Origin of the sequence: Pseudomonas sp. AFG_SD02_1510_Pfu_092 (assembly GCF_003331055.1) — a bacterium.
Taxonomy (GTDB): domain Bacteria; phylum Pseudomonadota; class Gammaproteobacteria; order Pseudomonadales; family Pseudomonadaceae; genus Aquipseudomonas.
In genome coordinates, this window is the sequence record NZ_PUQD01000002.1 from 58,457 (window position 1) to 75,478 (window position 17,022).

The 17,022-nt window shown below is 63.0% G+C and carries 14 protein-coding genes and 2 pseudogenes; 12 read left to right on the top strand and 4 right to left on the bottom strand.

Going from position 1 to position 17,022, the window contains the following annotated elements; translation table 11 throughout:
• Positions 1 to 29: 29 nt before the first annotated feature.
• The 8 genes and pseudogenes from C6A77_RS01530 to C6A77_RS01565 all read left to right on the top strand — a co-directional run.
• Entirely contained in the window at positions 30 to 1,409 is a 1,380-nt protein-coding gene (locus C6A77_RS01530; RefSeq protein WP_114167724.1) for an OprD family porin, read from the top strand.
• Positions 1,410 to 1,486: 77 nt separating this feature from the next.
• Entirely contained in the window at positions 1,487 to 3,097 is a 1,611-nt protein-coding gene (locus C6A77_RS01535; RefSeq protein WP_178082367.1) for an ABC transporter substrate-binding protein, read from the top strand.
• A gap of 91 nt (positions 3,098 to 3,188) precedes the next feature.
• Positions 3,189 to 4,199, top strand: a complete 1,011-nt coding sequence (locus tag C6A77_RS01540; protein ID WP_114167726.1) for an ABC transporter permease subunit — start codon at positions 3,189 to 3,191, stop codon at positions 4,197 to 4,199.
• A gap of 10 nt (positions 4,200 to 4,209) precedes the next feature.
• Positions 4,210 to 5,136, top strand: a complete 927-nt coding sequence (locus C6A77_RS01545; protein ID WP_114167727.1) for an ABC transporter permease subunit — start codon at positions 4,210 to 4,212, stop codon at positions 5,134 to 5,136.
• Positions 5,137 to 5,146: 10 nt separating this feature from the next.
• A complete protein-coding gene (locus C6A77_RS01550; protein WP_114167728.1) occupies positions 5,147 to 6,115 on the top strand; it encodes an ABC transporter ATP-binding protein in 969 nt (322 codons plus the stop codon).
• Positions 6,115 to 7,083 carry a peptide ABC transporter ATP-binding protein gene (locus C6A77_RS01555; RefSeq protein ID WP_114167729.1) on the top strand — a complete coding sequence of 323 codons (969 nt, stop codon included), beginning with the start codon at positions 6,115 to 6,117 and terminating at the stop codon, positions 7,081 to 7,083. Before C6A77_RS01550 ends, C6A77_RS01555 begins: the two co-directional genes overlap by 1 nt.
• Before the next feature lie 362 nt (positions 7,084 to 7,445).
• A pseudogene (locus C6A77_RS01560) lies at positions 7,446 to 7,890 on the top strand (FAD-dependent oxidoreductase); the annotation flags it as partial.
• Positions 7,880 to 8,068, top strand: a pseudogene (locus C6A77_RS01565) (spermidine/putrescine ABC transporter substrate-binding protein PotF); the annotation flags it as partial. The pseudogenes C6A77_RS01560 and C6A77_RS01565, both read left to right, overlap by 11 nt.
• A 117-nt stretch (positions 8,069 to 8,185) precedes the next feature.
• Here the strand turns inward: C6A77_RS01565 and C6A77_RS01570 are convergent.
• The 3 genes from C6A77_RS01570 to C6A77_RS01580 all read right to left on the bottom strand — a co-directional run bounded on the left by C6A77_RS01570 (position 8,186) and on the right by C6A77_RS01580 (position 10,528).
• Positions 8,186 to 9,769, bottom strand: a complete 1,584-nt coding sequence (locus C6A77_RS01570; RefSeq protein WP_114167730.1) for a peptide chain release factor 3 — start codon at positions 9,767 to 9,769, stop codon at positions 8,186 to 8,188.
• A gap of 99 nt (positions 9,770 to 9,868) precedes the next feature.
• Positions 9,869 to 10,198 (bottom strand): XRE family transcriptional regulator, encoded by a 330-nt coding sequence (locus tag C6A77_RS01575; protein ID WP_114167731.1) that lies wholly within the window; start codon positions 10,196 to 10,198, stop codon positions 9,869 to 9,871.
• Entirely contained in the window at positions 10,199 to 10,528 is a 330-nt protein-coding gene (locus C6A77_RS01580; protein ID WP_114167732.1) for a type II toxin-antitoxin system RelE/ParE family toxin, read from the bottom strand. It abuts the gene before it with no gap.
• Positions 10,529 to 10,946: 418 nt separating this feature from the next.
• On the opposite strand from C6A77_RS01580, the gene C6A77_RS01585 reads away from it, so the two are divergent.
• From C6A77_RS01585 to C6A77_RS01600, 4 genes are read left to right on the top strand one after another with little or no spacing between them, the layout of a single operon-like run.
• On the top strand, positions 10,947 to 11,666 hold the full coding sequence (locus tag C6A77_RS01585; protein ID WP_114167733.1) for an ABC transporter permease: 720 nt from the start codon (positions 10,947 to 10,949) through the stop codon (positions 11,664 to 11,666).
• Positions 11,667 to 11,673: 7 nt separating this feature from the next.
• Positions 11,674 to 12,588, top strand: coding sequence for a glycine betaine ABC transporter substrate-binding protein (locus C6A77_RS01590; RefSeq protein ID WP_114167734.1), 915 nt, complete (start codon positions 11,674 to 11,676; stop codon positions 12,586 to 12,588).
• Positions 12,585 to 13,238: an ABC transporter permease gene (locus C6A77_RS01595; RefSeq protein ID WP_114167735.1), complete on the top strand. Its 654-nt coding sequence runs from the start codon at positions 12,585 to 12,587 to the stop codon at positions 13,236 to 13,238. Before C6A77_RS01590 ends, C6A77_RS01595 begins: the two co-directional genes overlap by 4 nt.
• Positions 13,235 to 14,392, top strand: a complete 1,158-nt coding sequence (locus tag C6A77_RS01600; RefSeq protein ID WP_114167736.1) for an ABC transporter ATP-binding protein — start codon at positions 13,235 to 13,237, stop codon at positions 14,390 to 14,392. The genes C6A77_RS01595 and C6A77_RS01600 overlap by 4 nt, the downstream gene beginning before the upstream one ends.
• Positions 14,393 to 14,498: 106 nt before the next feature.
• Here C6A77_RS01600 and C6A77_RS01605 read toward each other — a convergent pair whose 3' ends face one another.
• Complete coding sequence (locus C6A77_RS01605) at positions 14,499 to 16,928, bottom strand: TonB-dependent receptor (protein WP_114167737.1); 2,430 nt, start codon at positions 16,926 to 16,928, stop codon at positions 14,499 to 14,501.
• Positions 16,929 to 17,022 lie beyond the last annotated feature (94 nt).

Consider the following 17,022-nt stretch of genomic DNA (forward strand, 5'->3'; position numbering starts at 1 on the left):
ATAACTAGAAAAGAAAGGGAGCTTCAACCTTGAAAATGTTCACCTTGACCGCACTGGCGTTATCCATCAGTGCCTTATCCACCGTGGCCCAGGCCGACCCGCAAAGCCAGGACTACGTCCCCATCACCCTCAAAAGCAGCAGCGAACAGGAACAGGCCAGCGGTTTCGTCGATGGCCAGAGCCTGTCCGGCAGCACCCGCAACTGGTACGCCCGCGAACGCGCCACCCGTGCGCCGCTGTGGAAGTACTACAAAAGCGACGGCACCCGCCACGACACCCACAGCCGTGACAACTGGGTACAGGGCAGCATCCTCAACTACAGCTCCGGCTTCACCCAGGGCACCGTCGGTTTCGCCGTCGAAGCCGCTGGCTACAACGCCATCGCCCTCGAACAAGGCCGTGCCGCGATCGCCGGGCCGAACAACCGCACCCTCACCCACAGCGACGGCGACCCGGTCGGCCAGTGGAGCAAGATGGGTCTGGGCAACATCAAGGCACGGGTGTCCAACACCACCCTCACCGTCGGCCGCCAATCGGTGGACACACCGATGATCGCCTACATCGGTAACCGCGCCCTGCCATCGAGCTTCCAGGGGGCATTCCTGCACAGCGCCGAATTCGACAACCTGAGCTTCGACCTGGGCACCTTCGACCGCGTCTCGCCACGTACCGAACAGAGCCTCAGCAAGTTCCGCAGCGAGTACAGCGCCACCGGCGTGGAAACCGACCGCGCCAGCACCGCCGGCATCAACTACCAGCCGTTCAAGAGCCTGACCACCAGCCTGTACGCCACCAAGGTCGACGATTTCTGGAACCAGTATTACTTCGGCGCCAACCACGTACTCGGCGACAGCGCCGTGCTCAGCCTGAGCACCGGCCTGAACTACTACAAGACCGTCGATGCCGGCAGCCAGAAGATGGGTGAAATCGACAACGACACCTACAGCCTGTCGTTCGGCCTGACGCACCAGGCGCATACCCTCAGCGCCTCCTGGCAGCAGGTCAACGGCAACGAGTATTTCGACTACCTGCACGAAACCAACGGCATCTACCTGGCCAACTCGCTGCTGTCGGACTTCAACGGCCCCAACGAGAAATCGCTGCAGATTTCCTACGTGCTGAACATGGCGCCCTATGGCGTGCCGGGCCTGAAGTTCAACCTGTACAACGCGCGCGGCTGGGGTATCGACGGTACCCATTACCGCGGCACCGCCTATGACGTGAACGGCCTGGACGGCGAAAACCACTACGAGTGGGGCTTCGGTACCAGCTATGCGGTGCAGAGCGGGCCACTGAAAGACACCAGCATCCGCGCCACCTACACCGCGCACCGCGCCAGCAAGGCCCAGGGCGACGGCAGCCTGGACGAGTTCCGGGTGGTGACCACCATTCCGTTCAACATTCTCTGACCGTCGATGCCACGGCCCGCTTCATCTCGGGCCGTGGCGGCTACGCTGGAACCAATGCAAGCAGGGAGTTTCAACCCATGCAGAGAGCTTTCATGAAATCGCGGCCACTGCGCCTGGCCCTGACCGCGCTGCTTCTGAGCGGCGCCACGCAGCTGGCAGCCAAACCGCTGGTGGTGTGCACCGAAGCCAGCCCGGAAGGGTTCGACATCGTCCAGTACACCACTGCGGTCACCGCCGACGCCTCGGCCGAGACGGTGTTCAACCGCCTGGTCGACTTCAAGCCCGGTACCACCGAGATCCAGCCGGCCCTGGCCGAGCGCTGGGACATTTCAGCCGACGGCCTGACCTACACCTTCCACCTGCGTCAAGGCGTGAAGTTCCACACCACCGACTACTTCAAGCCCACCCGAAACCTCAACGCCGATGACGTGCTGTGGAGCCTCAACCGCCAGCTGGACCCGAACCATCCTTGGCATGACAAGACCAGCGTCGGCTACCCATACTTCGAGAGCATGGGCTTCAAGGACCTGCTCAAGTCGGTCAGCAAGGCCGACGAGCACACCGTGGTGATTACCCTTACCCGACCGGAAGCGCCGTTCCTGCGCGACATGGCCATGGCCTTCACCTCGATCTACTCTGCCGAATACGGCGACCAGTTGCTCAAGGCGGGCAAGGCTGCCGAGTTGAACAGCAAGCCGATCGGCACTGGCCCGTTCATCTTCCAGCGCTACAACAAGGACGCCCAGGTTCGCTTCAAGCCCAACCCGGACTATTTCCGCGGCAAGCCGCCGGCCGATGCGCTGGTCTTCGCCATCGCTACCGACAGCAATGTACGCCTGCAGAAACTGCGCGCCAATGAATGCCAGGTGGCGCTCTATCCCAAACCCGACGATGTGCCGTCGATCAAGCAAGACCCGAAACTCAAGGTCGAGGAGATCGAGGCCTTGGTCACCGGCTACATCTCGATGAACACCGAACACAAATACTTAAGCGATGTGCGCGTGCGCAAAGCCATCAACATGGCCTTCGACCGCCAGACCCATGTCGACCAGTTGTTCGGCAAAGGCAACGCGCTGCTCGGCGTGAACCCGTACCCGCCGACCATGATCGGCTACAACAGCGAGAACACGAACCCGCCCCGCGACCTGGCCAAGGCGCGCGATCTGCTCAAGCAGGCGGGCGTGCCCGAAGGTACGGTCATCACCCTGTTCACCCGCAACGGCGGCGGCCCGACCAACCCCAACCCGCGTTTGTCTGCCGAGATGCTGCAGGCGGACCTCAAGCAGATCGGCCTGAAGCTGGACATCCGCGTGATGGAGTGGGCCGAAATGCTGCGCCGCGCCAAGAAGGGCGAGGCCGACCTGGTGTCCACTGGCTGGGCCGGGGACAACGGCGACCCGGACAACTTCCTCAGCCCGCTGCTCAGTTGCGATGCCGTCAAAAGCGGCGAGAACTATGCGCGCTGGTGCAACCCTAAGTTTCAGGAGCTGATCAGCCGCGCCCGCGAAGTGATCGACAACGACGAGCGTGCGAGGCTCTATAACGAGGCATTGAAAGTGTACGATGACGACCAACCCTGGATCAGCATGGCGCATCCAAAGATGTTTACCGCCATGCGTGACAACGTGGAGGGCTACGTGATCAACCCTCTGACCAACAACAACTTCGCCACCACCAAGGTGAAGTAGAACAACAACGACCGCCGGCAACCCACACGGGGACCGGCGGCACTGCCGTACCGGGCTGATCGCCCCACGGCCTGATGAGGTAACCCCGACAATGTTGAGTTTTATTGCCCGGCGCCTTGGCCTGCTGATACCGACCTTTTTCGGCATCACCTTGCTGACCTTCGCGCTCATACGCCTGATCCCCGGCGACCCGGTGGAAGTGATGATGGGCGAGCGCAGGGTCGACCCCGAAATGCACGCCCAGGCCATGGAACGCCTGGGCCTGAACAAGCCGCTGCCGGTCCAGTACCTGGATTACGTCGGCAAGCTGGCCCAGGGCGACCTCGGTGAGTCGCTGCGCACCCGCGAAAGCGTGTGGAACGAGTTTCTCACGCTGTTCCCGGCCACCCTCGAACTGGCCTTCGCCGCCCTGCTGTTCGCCGGCATCGTCGGCCTGCTGGCCGGTGTGATCGCCGCGCTCAAGCGCGGTTCGCTGTTCGACCACGGGGTGATGGGCATATCCCTGGCCGGCTACTCGATGCCGATCTTCTGGTGGGGCCTGATCCTGATCATGTTCTTCTCGGTCAGCCTGGGCTGGACCCCGGTGTCCGGGCGCATCGACCTGCTCTACGACATCGAGCCGAAGACCGGCTTCATGCTCATCGACACCCTGCTCAGTGACGAAGAAGGCGCGTTCAAGGATGCACTGATGCACCTGATCCTGCCGGCCATCGTGCTCGGCACCATCCCGTTGGCGGTGATCGCACGCATGACCCGCTCGTCGATGCTCGAAGTGCTGCGCGAGGATTACATCCGCACCGCCCGCGCCAAAGGCCTGTCGCCGGCCCGCGTGGTGTTCGTGCACGGCCTGCGCAACGCGCTGATCCCGGTACTGACCGTGTTCGGCCTGCAAGTCGGCACGTTGCTGGCCGGTGCGGTGCTGACCGAAACCATCTTTTCCTGGCCGGGCATCGGCAAATGGCTGATCGAAGCCATCGGTGCCCGTGACTACCCCGTGGTCCAGAACGGCATCCTGTTGATCGCCTGCCTGGTGATCCTGGTCAACTTCGTCGTGGACATCCTCTACGGCCTGGCCAACCCACGCATCCGTCACCAGCGCTGAGGCCCTCGCCATGACTAGCCCGATTCCAAAATCCGTGACGCCGGCCAGCCCGGTGGACCAGAGCCTGCTCTACCCCTCGCCGTACAAAGAATTCTGGCAAGCCTTCGCGCGCAACAAGGGCGCGGTGATGGGCCTGGCCTTCATGTGCCTGGTGGTGTTCTGCGCGCTGTTCGCGCCATGGGTCGCCCCGCACGACCCGAGCGAGCAGTACCGCGACTTCCTGCTGACCCCGCCGGTGTGGCTCGAAGGCGGCACTTGGCAGTTCATTCTCGGCACCGACGAACTCGGCCGCGACCTGCTTTCGCGGCTGATCCAGGGCGCGCGGCTGTCGCTGCTGATCGGCCTGTCGTCGGTGGTGATGTCGCTGATCCCGGGCATTCTGCTCGGCCTGCTGGCCGGTTTCTTCCCGCACTTGCTCGGCCCGTCGATCATGCGCCTGATGGATGTGATGCTGGCCCTGCCCTCGCTGTTGCTGGCGGTGGCCATCGTCGCCATCCTCGGCCCTGGCCTGATCAACACAGTGATCGCCATCGCCATCGTCTCGTTACCGTCCTATGTGCGCCTGACCCGCGCGGCGGTGATGGGCGAGCTGAACCGCGACTACGTCACCGCCGCACGCCTGGCCGGTGCCGGGCTGCCACGGCTGATGTTCGTCACCGTGCTGCCCAACTGCATGGCGCCGCTGATCGTACAGGCCACCCTGAGTTTCTCCTCGGCCATTCTCGACGCCGCCGCGCTGGGCTTCCTCGGCCTCGGCGTGCAACCGCCAACCCCCGAATGGGGCACCATGCTGGCCTCGGCCCGTGACTACATCGAGCGCGCCTGGTGGGTGGTGAGCCTGCCGGGCCTGACCATCCTGCTCAGTGTGCTGGCAATCAACCTGATGGGCGACGGCCTGCGCGATGCGCTGGACCCGAAACTCAAGAACGCCGCCTGAGGAGAACGCCATGTCACTGTTGCAGATCAACAACCTGAACGTGCGCTTCGGCGACGCCCATGCAGTACCGGTGGTCGATGGCCTGGACTTGGTAGTGGAAGCCGGGGAAATCCTGGCCATCGTCGGCGAATCCGGCTCGGGCAAGTCGGTGACCATGATGGCCCTGATGGGCCTGATCGACGCCCCGGGGCGCATCACCGCCGATTCGCTCACCTTCGATGGCACCGACATGCTCAAGCTCAGCGGCCGCCAGCGGCGCAAGGTGGTGGGCAAGGACATCGCCATGGTTTTCCAGGACCCGATGACCGCGCTCAACCCCAGCTATACCGTGGGCTACCAGATCGAGGAAGTGCTGCGTCAGCACCTGGGCCTGAAGGGCAAGGCCGCGCGCCAGCGTGCTCTGGAATTGCTGAAGAAAGTCGAGATCCCGGCGGCGGAAAGCCGCCTGGATGCCTACCCGCACCAGCTGTCCGGCGGCATGAGCCAGCGCGTGGCAATCGCCATGGCGATTGCCGGCGAGCCCAAGCTGCTGATTGCCGACGAACCGACCACCGCGCTGGATGTGACCATCCAGGCGCAGATCATGGAGCTGCTGGTCAACCTGCAGAAGGAGCGCGGCATGGCGCTCATCCTGATCACCCACGACCTCGCCGTGGTCGCCGAAACGGCCAAGCGGGTGTGCGTGATGTATGCCGGCCAGGCCGTGGAAGTGGGCCAGGTACCGCAGCTGTTCGATGTGCCCGCCCACCCCTACAGCGAGGCGTTGCTGGCAGCGATCCCCGAGCACAGCTTCGGCGCCGAACGCCTGGCTACCTTGCCCGGCATCGTCCCCGGCCGCTACGACCGCCCCGCCGGTTGCCTGCTGTCACCGCGCTGCCCATACGTGCAGGACAATTGCAGGCGCCAGCGCCCGCCCCTCGATCCGCAGGCCCATGGCCTGGTGCGTTGCTTCTACCCGTTGAACCAGGAGGTGGCGTGATGGCCGTCGTTCTATCCGCCCGGGAGCTGACCCGGCATTACGAAGTCTCCCGCGGGCTGTTCAAAGGCCACGCTCTGGTCCGCGCGCTGAATGGTGTGTCGTTCGAACTGGAGGCCGGCAAGACCCTGGCCGTGGTCGGCGAGTCCGGCTGTGGCAAGTCGACCCTGGCCCGCGCCCTGACCCTGATCGAAGAGCCGTCGTCCGGCTCGCTGCAGATCGCCGGCACCGAGGTAACAGGCGCCAGCAAAAGCGAGCGCAAGCAACTGCGCCGTGATGTACAGATGGTCTTCCAGAGCCCCTACGCCTCGCTCAACCCACGGCAGAAGATCGGCGACCAGCTGGCCGAGCCGCTGTTGATCAACACCTCGCTGAGCAAGGCCGAGCGGCGCGAAAAGGTGCAGAAGATGATGGAGCAGGTCGGCCTGCGCCCCGAGCATTACCAGCGCTACCCGCACATGTTCTCAGGTGGCCAGCGCCAGCGCATCGCTCTGGCCCGGGCGATGATGCTGCAGCCCAAGGTGCTGGTGGCGGACGAACCGACTTCGGCGCTGGATGTGTCGATCCAGGCTCAGGTACTGAACCTGTTCATGGATTTGCAGAAAGAGTTCAACACCGCCTATGTGTTCATCTCGCACAACCTGGCGGTGGTGCGGCATGTCGCTGATCAGGTGTTGGTGATGTACCTCGGCCGGCCGGCGGAGATGGGGCCCAAGGCGGATATCTACGAGAAGCCACTGCACCCGTATACCCAGGCGCTGCTGTCGGCGACCCCGGCGATTCACCCGGACCCGCTGAAGCCGAAGATACGCATTGCCGGTGAGCTGCCCAACCCGCTGAACCCGCCGGATGGCTGTGCGTTTCACAAGCGCTGCCCGTATGCGACGGAGCGCTGTGCCAAGGAGGTGCCGGCGTTCAGGCAAGTGAGCACCCGGCTGGTGGCTTGTCACTATGCCGAGCAGTTTCTCTAGATCGACGTGAGCCTCTTCGCGGGTAAACCCGCTCCCACAGGTTCTACACAGTGTTCAAATCTGTGCGGTCCCTGTGCGAGCGGGTTCACCCGCGATGGGCCGCACAGCGGCCCCGGCTTTTTCAATGCATGAAGAACCAGATCAGGATAATCACCGGAATAGGTACCCCGATCATCCACAGCAGTATCGAGCGCATGGCCTTTCTCCTTGTTCGATGGTGAACAGACCAGTGCACTCGCCATGCCATCTGTAGCAAAAAATTACAGCCATATGAATCAATGGCTTACTTGGTAAGCCGCTTGGAAAGACCGTGCAAGATGCCGGATTCGCCCCCTTGCAGCTGGGTGTTCTGCAATGCACTATCAGGCGCAACCGGTTTGTGGACCGCGTACTACCTCAAGCGCCAGGCGCCGCAGCTGAACATCGTTGTGGTCGATGCCAACATTGCCGGCTTCGGCGCCTCCGGGCGCAACGGCGGCTGGCTGATGGGCAACCTGCTCGGCGAAGACCGCCTGCTGGCCACCCTGTCGCCGCAGCCTGCGCGCCTACCTCGACGACCTTTACCGTCAGGGCATGACCGAGGACGACTACCGTTGGCTGCGCCCCGAGCAGCTGGACGCGCAACCGCGAGTCAGCAACGCCTATGGCGCCATCTACAGCCCGCACACCGCGACCATTCAACCCGCCAAGCTGGCGCGTGGCCTGGCCCGGGCTGTAGAAGCGCTGGGCGTCCCCCTCTACGAAAACACCCCAGCCATCGACTGGCAGCCGGGTGAGGTGCGTACGCCGTTGGCGCGCATCCGTTGTGCAGTACGCCAACGGCAACCTCGGGGCGGACGGGTTGGTTGAGCCGGCGATGAAGGGCAACACCATGATTTACCCGAGCGAGGAAGTGATGGGCAAGCTGTATGCGCTGGAGGCAATGCCGGCCAAGATCGACCGTATTCGGACACGGATCTGGACCAGCATCAAAGCCGGGAATTGATTTCTGGCGTTACACGATCTCTGTGGGAGCGGGTTCACCCGCGAATGCGTCGATAGATGCAACATCGCATTCGCGGGTGAACCCGCTCCCACAGGGGGCCGGTGAGGGCTTGCGAAATCAGTGGTGCTCGCGGGTAGCGCGGAACTTGATGTCCGGCCAGCGTTCTTCCATCAGCGACAGGTTGACCCGGGTCGGCGCCAGGTAGGTCAGGTGGCCGCCGCCGTCGATGGCCAGGTTTTCCATGGCCTTGTTCTGGAATTCCTCGAGCTTCTTCTTGTCGTCACAGCCGATCCAGCGCGCCGACCATACGGTGATCGGCTCGTAGGCGCACTCGACCTTGTATTCTTCCTTCAGGCGGCTGGCGACCACGTCGAACTGCAGCACACCGACCGCACCGAGGATGATGTCGTTGCTACGCTCCGGGAAGAACACCTGGGTCGCGCCCTCTTCGGCCAGCTGTTGCAGGCCCTGGCGCAGTTGCTTGGATTTCAGCGGGTCCTTCAGGCGCACGCGGCGGAACAGTTCCGGGGCGAAGTGCGGGATACCGGTGAAGCCCAGCGCCTCGCCTTCGGTGAAGGTGTCGCCGATCTGGATGGTGCCGTGGTTGTGCAGGCCGATGATATCGCCGGCATAGGCCTCTTCCAGTTGCTCACGCTCGGAGGAGAAGAAGGTCAGCGCATCGCCGATACGCAGGTCCTTGTTGATACGCACATGGCGCATCTTCATGCCCTTCTCGTACTTGCCCGAGCAGATGCGCATGAAGGCGATGCGGTCGCGGTGCTTCGGGTCCATGTTCGCCTGGATCTTGAACACGAAACCGGTGAATTTCTCTTCCACAGGCTCCACGGTGCGCTCGTGGGCGACACGGCCCAGCGGGCGCGGCGCCCAGTCGACCACCGCGTCGAGCACGTGATCGACACCGAAGTTGCCCAGTGCGGTACCGAAGAACACCGGGGTCAGCTGGCCGTTGATGAATTCTTCCTGGTTGAATTCGTGGCAGGCACCCTGCACCAGCTCCAGTTGCTCGACGAACGCGTCGTACTGGTCGCCCAGGTGCGCGCGGGCCTCGTCCGAGTCCAGCTTCTCGATGATCTTGGCTTCGGTGCGCTCGTGGCCATGGCCCGGGGTGTAGACCACGATGTAGTCGCCGGTCAGGTGGTACACGCCCTTGAAGTCGCGGTAGCAACCGATCGGCCATGTGATCGGCGCGGCCTTGATCTTCAGCACGGCTTCGATCTCGTCGAGCAGTTCGATCGGGTCGCGGATGTCCCGGTCGAGTTTGTTGATGAAGCTGACGATCGGCGTGTCGCGCAGGCGGCATACGTCCATCAGGGCGATGGTGCGCGGCTCTACACCTTTACCGCCGTCGAGCACCATCAGCGCCGAGTCCACTGCGGTCAGGGTGCGGTAGGTGTCTTCCGAAAAGTCTTCGTGGCCGGGGGTGTCGAGCAGGTTGATCATGTGCTCGCGGTACGGGAACTGCATCACCGAGGTAGTGATGGAGATGCCGCGCTGCTTCTCCATTTCCATCCAGTCGGAGGTGGCGTGGCGGTCGGACTTGCGCGACTTCACGGTACCGGCGACGGCAATGGCCTTGCCCATCAGCAGCAACTTCTCGGTGATGGTGGTCTTACCGGCGTCGGGGTGGGAAATGATTGCGAAAGTGCGGCGCTTCGCGACTTCGGCGGCCTGGTTGGTCATGGGAAATCGCCTGACTGGGGGATTAAAAAGGGGCGATATCATACCTGAAATTGGGCCTGGACCAAAATTTGATCTCCCGCAACCGGTCCATCGCAGGAGCTAAGCGCGTTGTTCCTGCTCCTCTAGGAAACCGTCAAGCGTGACGGGGGGACGACCTGGAATATGCGCAACCAACTCCAAAGTCCCGCCCAGAGCCTCCACATAGCTGCGCAAGGTGGAAATCAACATGTCACTACGCTTCTCCACTTTTGAAACATTACCCTGACGGATATCCAGACGCTCCGCCAACCCTTCCTGGGTGATTGCCAGTTGCCTGCGCAAGGCTTGCAATGTCATTTCTTCACGGATCAGTTCACGACCGCGTGCTTCAACCCTGGCTCTACGCTCAGGCGAAAGCTCGTTCATAACCTCATCAAGTGTTTTCATCATTCAATCTCTACACAGGTGCCGTTCGAAACGCGCGTCAGCACGACCGATCAGGCTGCGGTAAAACCTACGCTCACTGATGCCCGCTTTATCGCCAGCAACCAACAGCAGCGCACAACGTGATGGATCGAAGGCGAACGCTACCCGCCACACGCCATCGCCGACACTGAATCGCAACTCTTTCATGTTCGAATGCCTTGAGCCTTTCAAGGAGTCCACACGAGGCCGCCCAAGCGCCGGGCCGCGATAGGCTAGCAAATGGAGTTGAGCCAGCAGTTCATCTTGAACCTCCATTGCCAAGGCCTTGAACTCGATCCTGAATTCTGGGCACATCCTAATAGTCCACACAGCCAAAATACCCCCGAAGGAATATTCCCTCAAGTAGATTACCGAGAGATTTTCAAAACAGATATTGCTTGGCGGGACAAATGGCTCGACAGCAGGTAATTCAACGCCTTCATGTAGGAAATGCCCTTATTTTTCGCGTGATATTCCAAAGCCGCCAGTGATTAACGCTGGCCAAATGCCGCTTCAGATGGGAACCTTTACCCCCACGGAGACGTCCACTCCCCTGCAACCCGCTTCGCTTGGGGACTGGTTTCATCAGCAATTTCGAGCCCGACGGGGTTCGGCTCATGGCCTGATCGCAGCCTTCGGCATGCATCACGCTGCTACTCGCGAACACACCACCCGCCGCCAGCATTGGCCGGCAACCAAGAAGTGTGCTCGCCGACAATACAAGGAGTCCGCTGTGGCTGAACGCTACGGAAAAGGGCTGTTGGGATGGGCCACCGTGCTCGTCATCCTGGCCCTGCTGGTCCACTGGATCGGCATCGACACGATCGCGCGTTATCGCGACGATCTTGGGTTCTACCTGCAAGCGCACCTGGTCCTGGTGCTGGCTTCGATGGCGGCGGCGCTGGCCGTGGGCATCCCCGCCGGCATTGCCTTGAGTCGACCGCACAGGGTCGACAAAGCCGAGCGCTTCATGCAGCTGTTCAACGTTGGCAACACCATCCCTCCCCTGGCCGTTCTGGCCATCGCCCTGAGTATCCTGGGCATCGGCGCCGGGCCTGCGATCTTCGCGCTGTTCCTCGCCTCGCTCCTGCCCATCGTGCGCAACACCTACGAGGGCCTGAAAAACGTCCCCGCCTCGCTCAAGGAAGCCGCCACCGGCATCGGCATGACCCCGCGCCAGCAGCTCTGGCAGGTGGAGCTGCCCAACGCCGTGCCGATCATCGTCGGCGGTGTGCGCGTGGCCCTGGCGTTGAACGTGGGCACCGCACCGCTGGCATTCCTGATCGGCGCCAACAGCCTGGGTAGCCTGATCTTCCCCGGCATCGCCCTGAACAACCAGCCACAGCTGTTGCTGGGGGCTGCCTGCACCGCCCTGCTGGCACTGGTGCTGGATGCCGCAGTGAGTTTCTCCAGCAAGCGCTGGCTGGAACGTGGCCTGGCCCAACGAGGATAGGAAACCCATGAACAAGACAATCGCCTTGCTGCTGGGCGCGGCCCTGCTGTTCGCCGGATTTGCCCAAGCGGCCGAAAAACCGCTGGTACGCATCGGTGCGCGGGTGTTCACCGAACAGGCCGTACTCGCCGAAATCACCGCGCAGTACCTGCGCGCCAACGGCTTCGACGTCCGCGTGACCACCGGCCTTGGCAGCAACATCGCGCGCCAGGCCCAGGAAACCGGCCAGCTCGACCTGATGTGGGAATACACCGGCGTGTCGCTGGTGTCGTACAACCACATCGAAGAACGCCTGCCCGATGCCGCGGCCACCTTCGCCCGGGTGAAAGCGCTGGATGCGAAGAAGGACCTGGTCTGGCTGACGCCGTCGAAATTCAGCAACACCTACGCGCTGGGCCTGCCCAGGCAGGTGGCCGAGGACTACCCGCAGGTCAACACCATCAGCGACCTCGACCAGGTATTGCGCAACGAAAGCCAGCGCACCCACCTGGTCGCGCTGGACACCGAGTTCGCCAACCGCCCCGATGGCCTGGTCGGCCTGCGCGAGATGTACGGCCTGCCGCTGGACCGGCGCAACATCCGTCAGATGGATGCCGGCCTGGTCTACACCGCCATGCACAACAACCAGGTGTTCGCCGGCCTGGTGTACACCACTGACGGCCGCCTGAACGCGTTCGATATCAAGCTGCTGGAAGACGACAAGCACTACTTCCCCGACTACACCGCCGCGCCGGTGGTGCGCAAAGCCGTGCTCGATGCCAACCCGCAGCTGGCCGCCCTGCTCAAGCCACTGGCCGAGCAACTGGACGACGAGACCATGCGCCAGCTCAACGCCAAGGTCGATGTCGAGCACCAGAACCCGACCGCCGTCGCCGCTGCCTTCTTGCGCGAGCACCCAATGAACAGCGAGGGCCAGCCATGAACCTGATCGATACGTTCAACCACCTGGACTGGGCGCAGGTACTGCAACTGACCTGGCAACACATCATGCTGGTCGGCGTGGCCGTGGGCCTGGCGATTCTGGTCGGGGTGCCACTGGGTATCCTGATGACCCGCTTCCCGGCCTTCGCCGGCCCGCTGCAGGCCAGTGCCACCGTGCTGCTGACCATTCCGTCCATCGCCCTGTTCGGCCTGTTGCTGCCGTTCTACTCCAGGTTCGGCCAAGGCCTCGGCCCGCTGCCGGCGATCACCGCCGTGTTTCTCTATTCGCTGTTGCCGATCATGCGCAATACCTACCTGGCCCTGACCAACGTCGAGCCCGGCATCCGTGAAGCCGCGCGCGGCATCGGCATGACCTTCGGCCAGCGCCTGCGCATGGTCGAACTGCCCATCGCGGTGCCGGTGATTCTTGCCGGCGTGCGCACCGCCGTGGTGATGAACATCGGCGTCATGACCATCGCCGCCACCATCGGCGCCGGCGGCCTTGGCGTACTCATTCTTACCTCCATCAGCCGCAGCGACATGTCGATGCTGCTGGTCGGCGCCGTGCTGGTCAGCCTGCTGGCGATCATCGCCGACCTGCTCCTGCAAACCCTGCAACGTGCCCTGACCCCAAAAGGACTGCGCCCATGATCGAACTGAAGAACCTCAGCAAGACCTTCAACGTCAACGGCAAAGAAGTCAAAGCCGTCGACGCGGTAAGCCTCACCGTCAACGAAGGGGAAATCTGCGTGTTCCTCGGCCCTTCGGGCTGCGGCAAGAGCACCACGCTGAAAATGATCAACCGCCTGATCACCCCCACTTCCGGCCAGGTGTTCATCAATGGTGACGACACCACCGGGCTGGACGAAGTCACCCTGCGCCGGCACATCGGCTACGTGATCCAGCAGATCGGCCTGTTCCCCAACATGACCATCGAGGAGAACATCACCGTGGTGCCGCGCCTGCTTGGCTGGGACAAGCACAAATGCCATGAACGCGCCCGCGAGCTGATGCACATGATCAAGCTGGAGCCCAAGCAGTACCTGCAACGCTACCCACGCGAGCTGTCCGGTGGCCAGCAGCAGCGCATCGGCGTGATTCGCGCGTTGGCGGCAGAAGCGCCGGTACTGCTGATGGACGAGCCGTTCGGCGCGGTCGACCCGATCAACCGCGAGATGATTCAGAACGAGTTCTTCGAGATGCAGCGGGCGCTGAACAAGACTGTGATCATGGTCAGCCACGACATCGACGAGGCGATCAAGCTGGGCGACAAGATTGCCATCTTCCGCGCCGGCAAGCTGCTGCAACTGGACCATCCGGATACCCTGCTGGCGCACCCGGCGGATGAGTTCGTCAGTAACTTCGTCGGCCAGGACAGCACCTTGAAGCGCCTGCTGCTGGTGCGTGCCGAGGATGCCGCGGACAACGCGCCATCAGTCAGCCCGCAGACGCTGGTAAGCGAGGCACTGGAGCTGCTGGACGAGCACGACCGCCGCTATGTGGTGGTAACCGACGCGCAGAACAAGGCGCTGGGGTACGTGCGCCGACGCGACATGCACCGTCAGCAAGGGACCTGTGGCGACTTCCTGCGGCCGTTCAATGCCACGGCCTCGCATGATGAACACTTGCGCATCCTGCTGTCGCGCATGTACGAGTTCAACCGGGCGTGGTTGCCGGTGCTGGATGCCGAACAAGTGTTTCTGGGCGAGGTGACGCAGGAGTCGATTGCGGCGTACCTGAGCTCGGGGCGCTCGCGCGGGGCGAAGACCTCAATCGTGTCGCCGGCCGAGGCAGTGATTTCCTGAACCGGCCTCTTCGCGGGTAAACCCGCTCCCACAGGGCCGGCGCAAGGCTCGATACCTGCGCGGTACCTGTGGGAGCGGGTTCACCCGCGAAGCAGGCTGCGCAAAGTCAGAACCCTACACTGGCCTGCACATAAAAGGTCCGCGGCTCACCCACATAGATGCCGGCGTTGTTGTCGCTGGAGCGGGTGAAATACTGCTTGTCGAACAGGTTCTTCACCCCCGCCGCCAGCTTCAGGTTGGACAGCTCGGGCCCGAACTCGTAGCCGCCACGCGCATGCCAGGTCACGTAGCCCGGAATATCGCCATACTGGCCATCGGCACTCGGCTCGGTGATGTAGTCGCCATTGAAGCTGCCATCGGTATTGATCCCGGTACCTGGCGCGCGCTGCTTGGACTGGGCGTAGGCATCCAGGTTCCAGGTCCAGTGGTTGACCGCGTAACGGACGCCGGCAGTGGCCACCTGGCGTGAATAGAACGGCAGGTCACGGCCCTTGAAGCCAGGAATGTCCCCTTCATAAGTAGCGCGGGTATAGGTATAGCCGCCGCTCACCGACAGCCCTTCCAGGCGCGGGTCCAGCCCGTCCAGGTCATAACGCACCGAGGCCTCGATACCCTGGTGCTTGGTCGCGCCGAGGTTGGTCCAGCCCACATCGTTGCTGATGTACTGCAGTTCGTCATCGAAGTTGATGTAGAACGCCGTCAGCTCACCGGCAAAACCGCCATTGTCATAGCGGGTACCGATTTCGTAGGTCTTGGCCTTTTCCGGCTCCAGGCCGTTGGCCGTGCTGTTGCCGGTACCGCCCTGCCCCAGCTGGAAGTACTGCAGGCTGCCGAACGATGTCTCGTAGTTGGCGAACACCTTCCAGGCATCGGAAATGTGGTACATGACGCTCAGCGCCGGCAGCGGCTCGTTGCTGGTAATGCTGCGCTTCTTCTCCGCCACCGGCTGGCCGTTGGCGCCGAGCACCGGGCGGTCGCGCCAGTCGGTGTTGATGTGCTCGAAGCGGATGCCCGGGGTGATGGTCCAGTTACCCACATCGATCTTGTCGTCGATGTAGTAGGCGCTGGCCTCGGTACCGCCACTGCGGTCCTGGAACACATGGCCGTCGGAACTCGGGGTTGGCGTTGGCACGTTGTCGATCAGCGCCAGGCGGGTCGTCTGTTCGCGCATCGCTTCTTTCAGGTAGCGATAACCGACGCTGACCTCCTGAGTGGTCGGGCCGGCGAAGAAGATCCGCGACAGCCGTGGCTCGATGGCGAACGTGTGGTAATTGCGCGGGTACGACGACAAGGTCTTCATGTCGCGCGAGGCAATGCTGCTGCCACGAAAGCTGTCGGTGTAGTACGTCAGCACTTCGAACTGGGTGGCGTCATCGAGCTGCCGTTGCCATTTGAACGACACATCCTTGCGCCGGCCGGCGAAGTAGTCGTAGTCGCGCAGCGACTGGTACGGGTTGCTGTCGTACTGGGCCTGGGTCAGCCCGCCGGGCATGTCGGCACGGCCATCGTAGTAGTGAAAGTTGAGCCAGAACTCGTCGACGTCGGTCGGCGCCCAGTGGGTCTTGAGGATGACGTCGTCGATGTCGTTGCCGTTGTTGCTTTCACGGTAACCGTTGCCATTCACGCCAGTGTAGAGCAGCGCCACGCCCATGCCGTTGTCCGCCGTACCACCGACGAAGGCCGACTCGGTATGCTTCCAGCCGCCGTGCTGGGAGGTCTCCAGGGTGGTGGACAGCTCGGCCGAGGCCTTCTCGGGGATCGCCCGGGTCACGAAGTTGATCACCCCACCGACGTTCTGCGGGCCATAACGCACCGAGCCGGCGCCACGTACCACATCGATGCTGTCGAGGTTGCCCGAAGAGATCGGCGCCATCGACAGCTGTGGCTGGCCATACGGCGCAAAGGCGGCGGGGATCCCATCGATCAACACCGTGGAGCGTGGCGACAGGCGCGACGTCAGGCCGCGCACGCCCACGTTCAGTGACAGGTCGCTGCCGCCGGTGCCGTTGGAGTCCTGCACCTGCACCCCGGGGATGCCGCGCAGCACATCGCGCACGTTCATTGCGCCCTTCTCCACCATGGCCTCGCGGCGCACCACGGTGCGCGCGCCAGGGTGGTTCTGCACCACGCTCTGCTGGGCATCACCCAGCCAGTCACCGACCACCTTGATGTCGGTAGGCGCCAGCTCCAGGCTACCGCTGGTCAAGGTGCCATCCGCCTGGGCCGGTTTGACCACCACGGTGCCCTGGGACATCTCGTAGGTCAGGCCGCTGCCTTGCAGCAACTGCTGCAGCGCCTGTTCGGCGGGCAACTGGCCAGACACCGCCGGGGCCTGCTTGCCCGCCACCAACTCGGGGCTGAAGAACAGCTGCAGGTTGGTCTGCTGGCCCAGCTGGTTCAGCGCCGAAGCCAACGGCTGGGCCTGGATCTGGATGGAGCTGTCGGCCTCTGCGGCCTGGCTGTTGACGGCCACGGCACTGACCGCCAGGGCCAGCGCGAGGGCGCGGAAGCGTGGGAAAGGCTTGTTGTTGTTCACGTCGTCGAGACTTCCTGGGATACCGAATAAACGCCAACCGCATGCAAATGAAAATGCTTGGCAGTTGCAGCTGGCGGGGAAGACGAACGAGCGG

What these genes read in the sequence shown, in the direction of transcription:
- C6A77_RS01570 (WP_114167730.1), bottom strand. Translation starts at nt 9,769, where the DNA reads ATGACCAACCAGGCCGCCGAAGTCGCGAAGCGCCGCACTTTCGCAATC.
- C6A77_RS01545 (WP_114167727.1), top strand. Translation starts at nt 4,210, where the DNA reads ATGACTAGCCCGATTCCAAAATCCGTGACGCCGGCCAGCCCGGTGGAC.
- C6A77_RS01580 (WP_114167732.1), bottom strand. Translation starts at nt 10,528, where the DNA reads ATGTGCCCAGAATTCAGGATCGAGTTCAAGGCCTTGGCAATGGAGGTT.
- C6A77_RS01590 (WP_114167734.1), top strand. Translation starts at nt 11,674, where the DNA reads ATGAACAAGACAATCGCCTTGCTGCTGGGCGCGGCCCTGCTGTTCGCC.
- C6A77_RS01540 (WP_114167726.1), top strand. Translation starts at nt 3,189, where the DNA reads ATGTTGAGTTTTATTGCCCGGCGCCTTGGCCTGCTGATACCGACCTTT.
- C6A77_RS01595 (WP_114167735.1), top strand. Translation starts at nt 12,585, where the DNA reads ATGAACCTGATCGATACGTTCAACCACCTGGACTGGGCGCAGGTACTG.
- C6A77_RS01535 (WP_178082367.1), top strand. Translation starts at nt 1,487, where the DNA reads ATGCAGAGAGCTTTCATGAAATCGCGGCCACTGCGCCTGGCCCTGACC.
- C6A77_RS01550 (WP_114167728.1), top strand. Translation starts at nt 5,147, where the DNA reads ATGTCACTGTTGCAGATCAACAACCTGAACGTGCGCTTCGGCGACGCC.
- C6A77_RS01575 (WP_114167731.1), bottom strand. Translation starts at nt 10,198, where the DNA reads ATGATGAAAACACTTGATGAGGTTATGAACGAGCTTTCGCCTGAGCGT.
- C6A77_RS01600 (WP_114167736.1), top strand. Translation starts at nt 13,235, where the DNA reads ATGATCGAACTGAAGAACCTCAGCAAGACCTTCAACGTCAACGGCAAA.
- C6A77_RS01555 (WP_114167729.1), top strand. Translation starts at nt 6,115, where the DNA reads ATGGCCGTCGTTCTATCCGCCCGGGAGCTGACCCGGCATTACGAAGTC.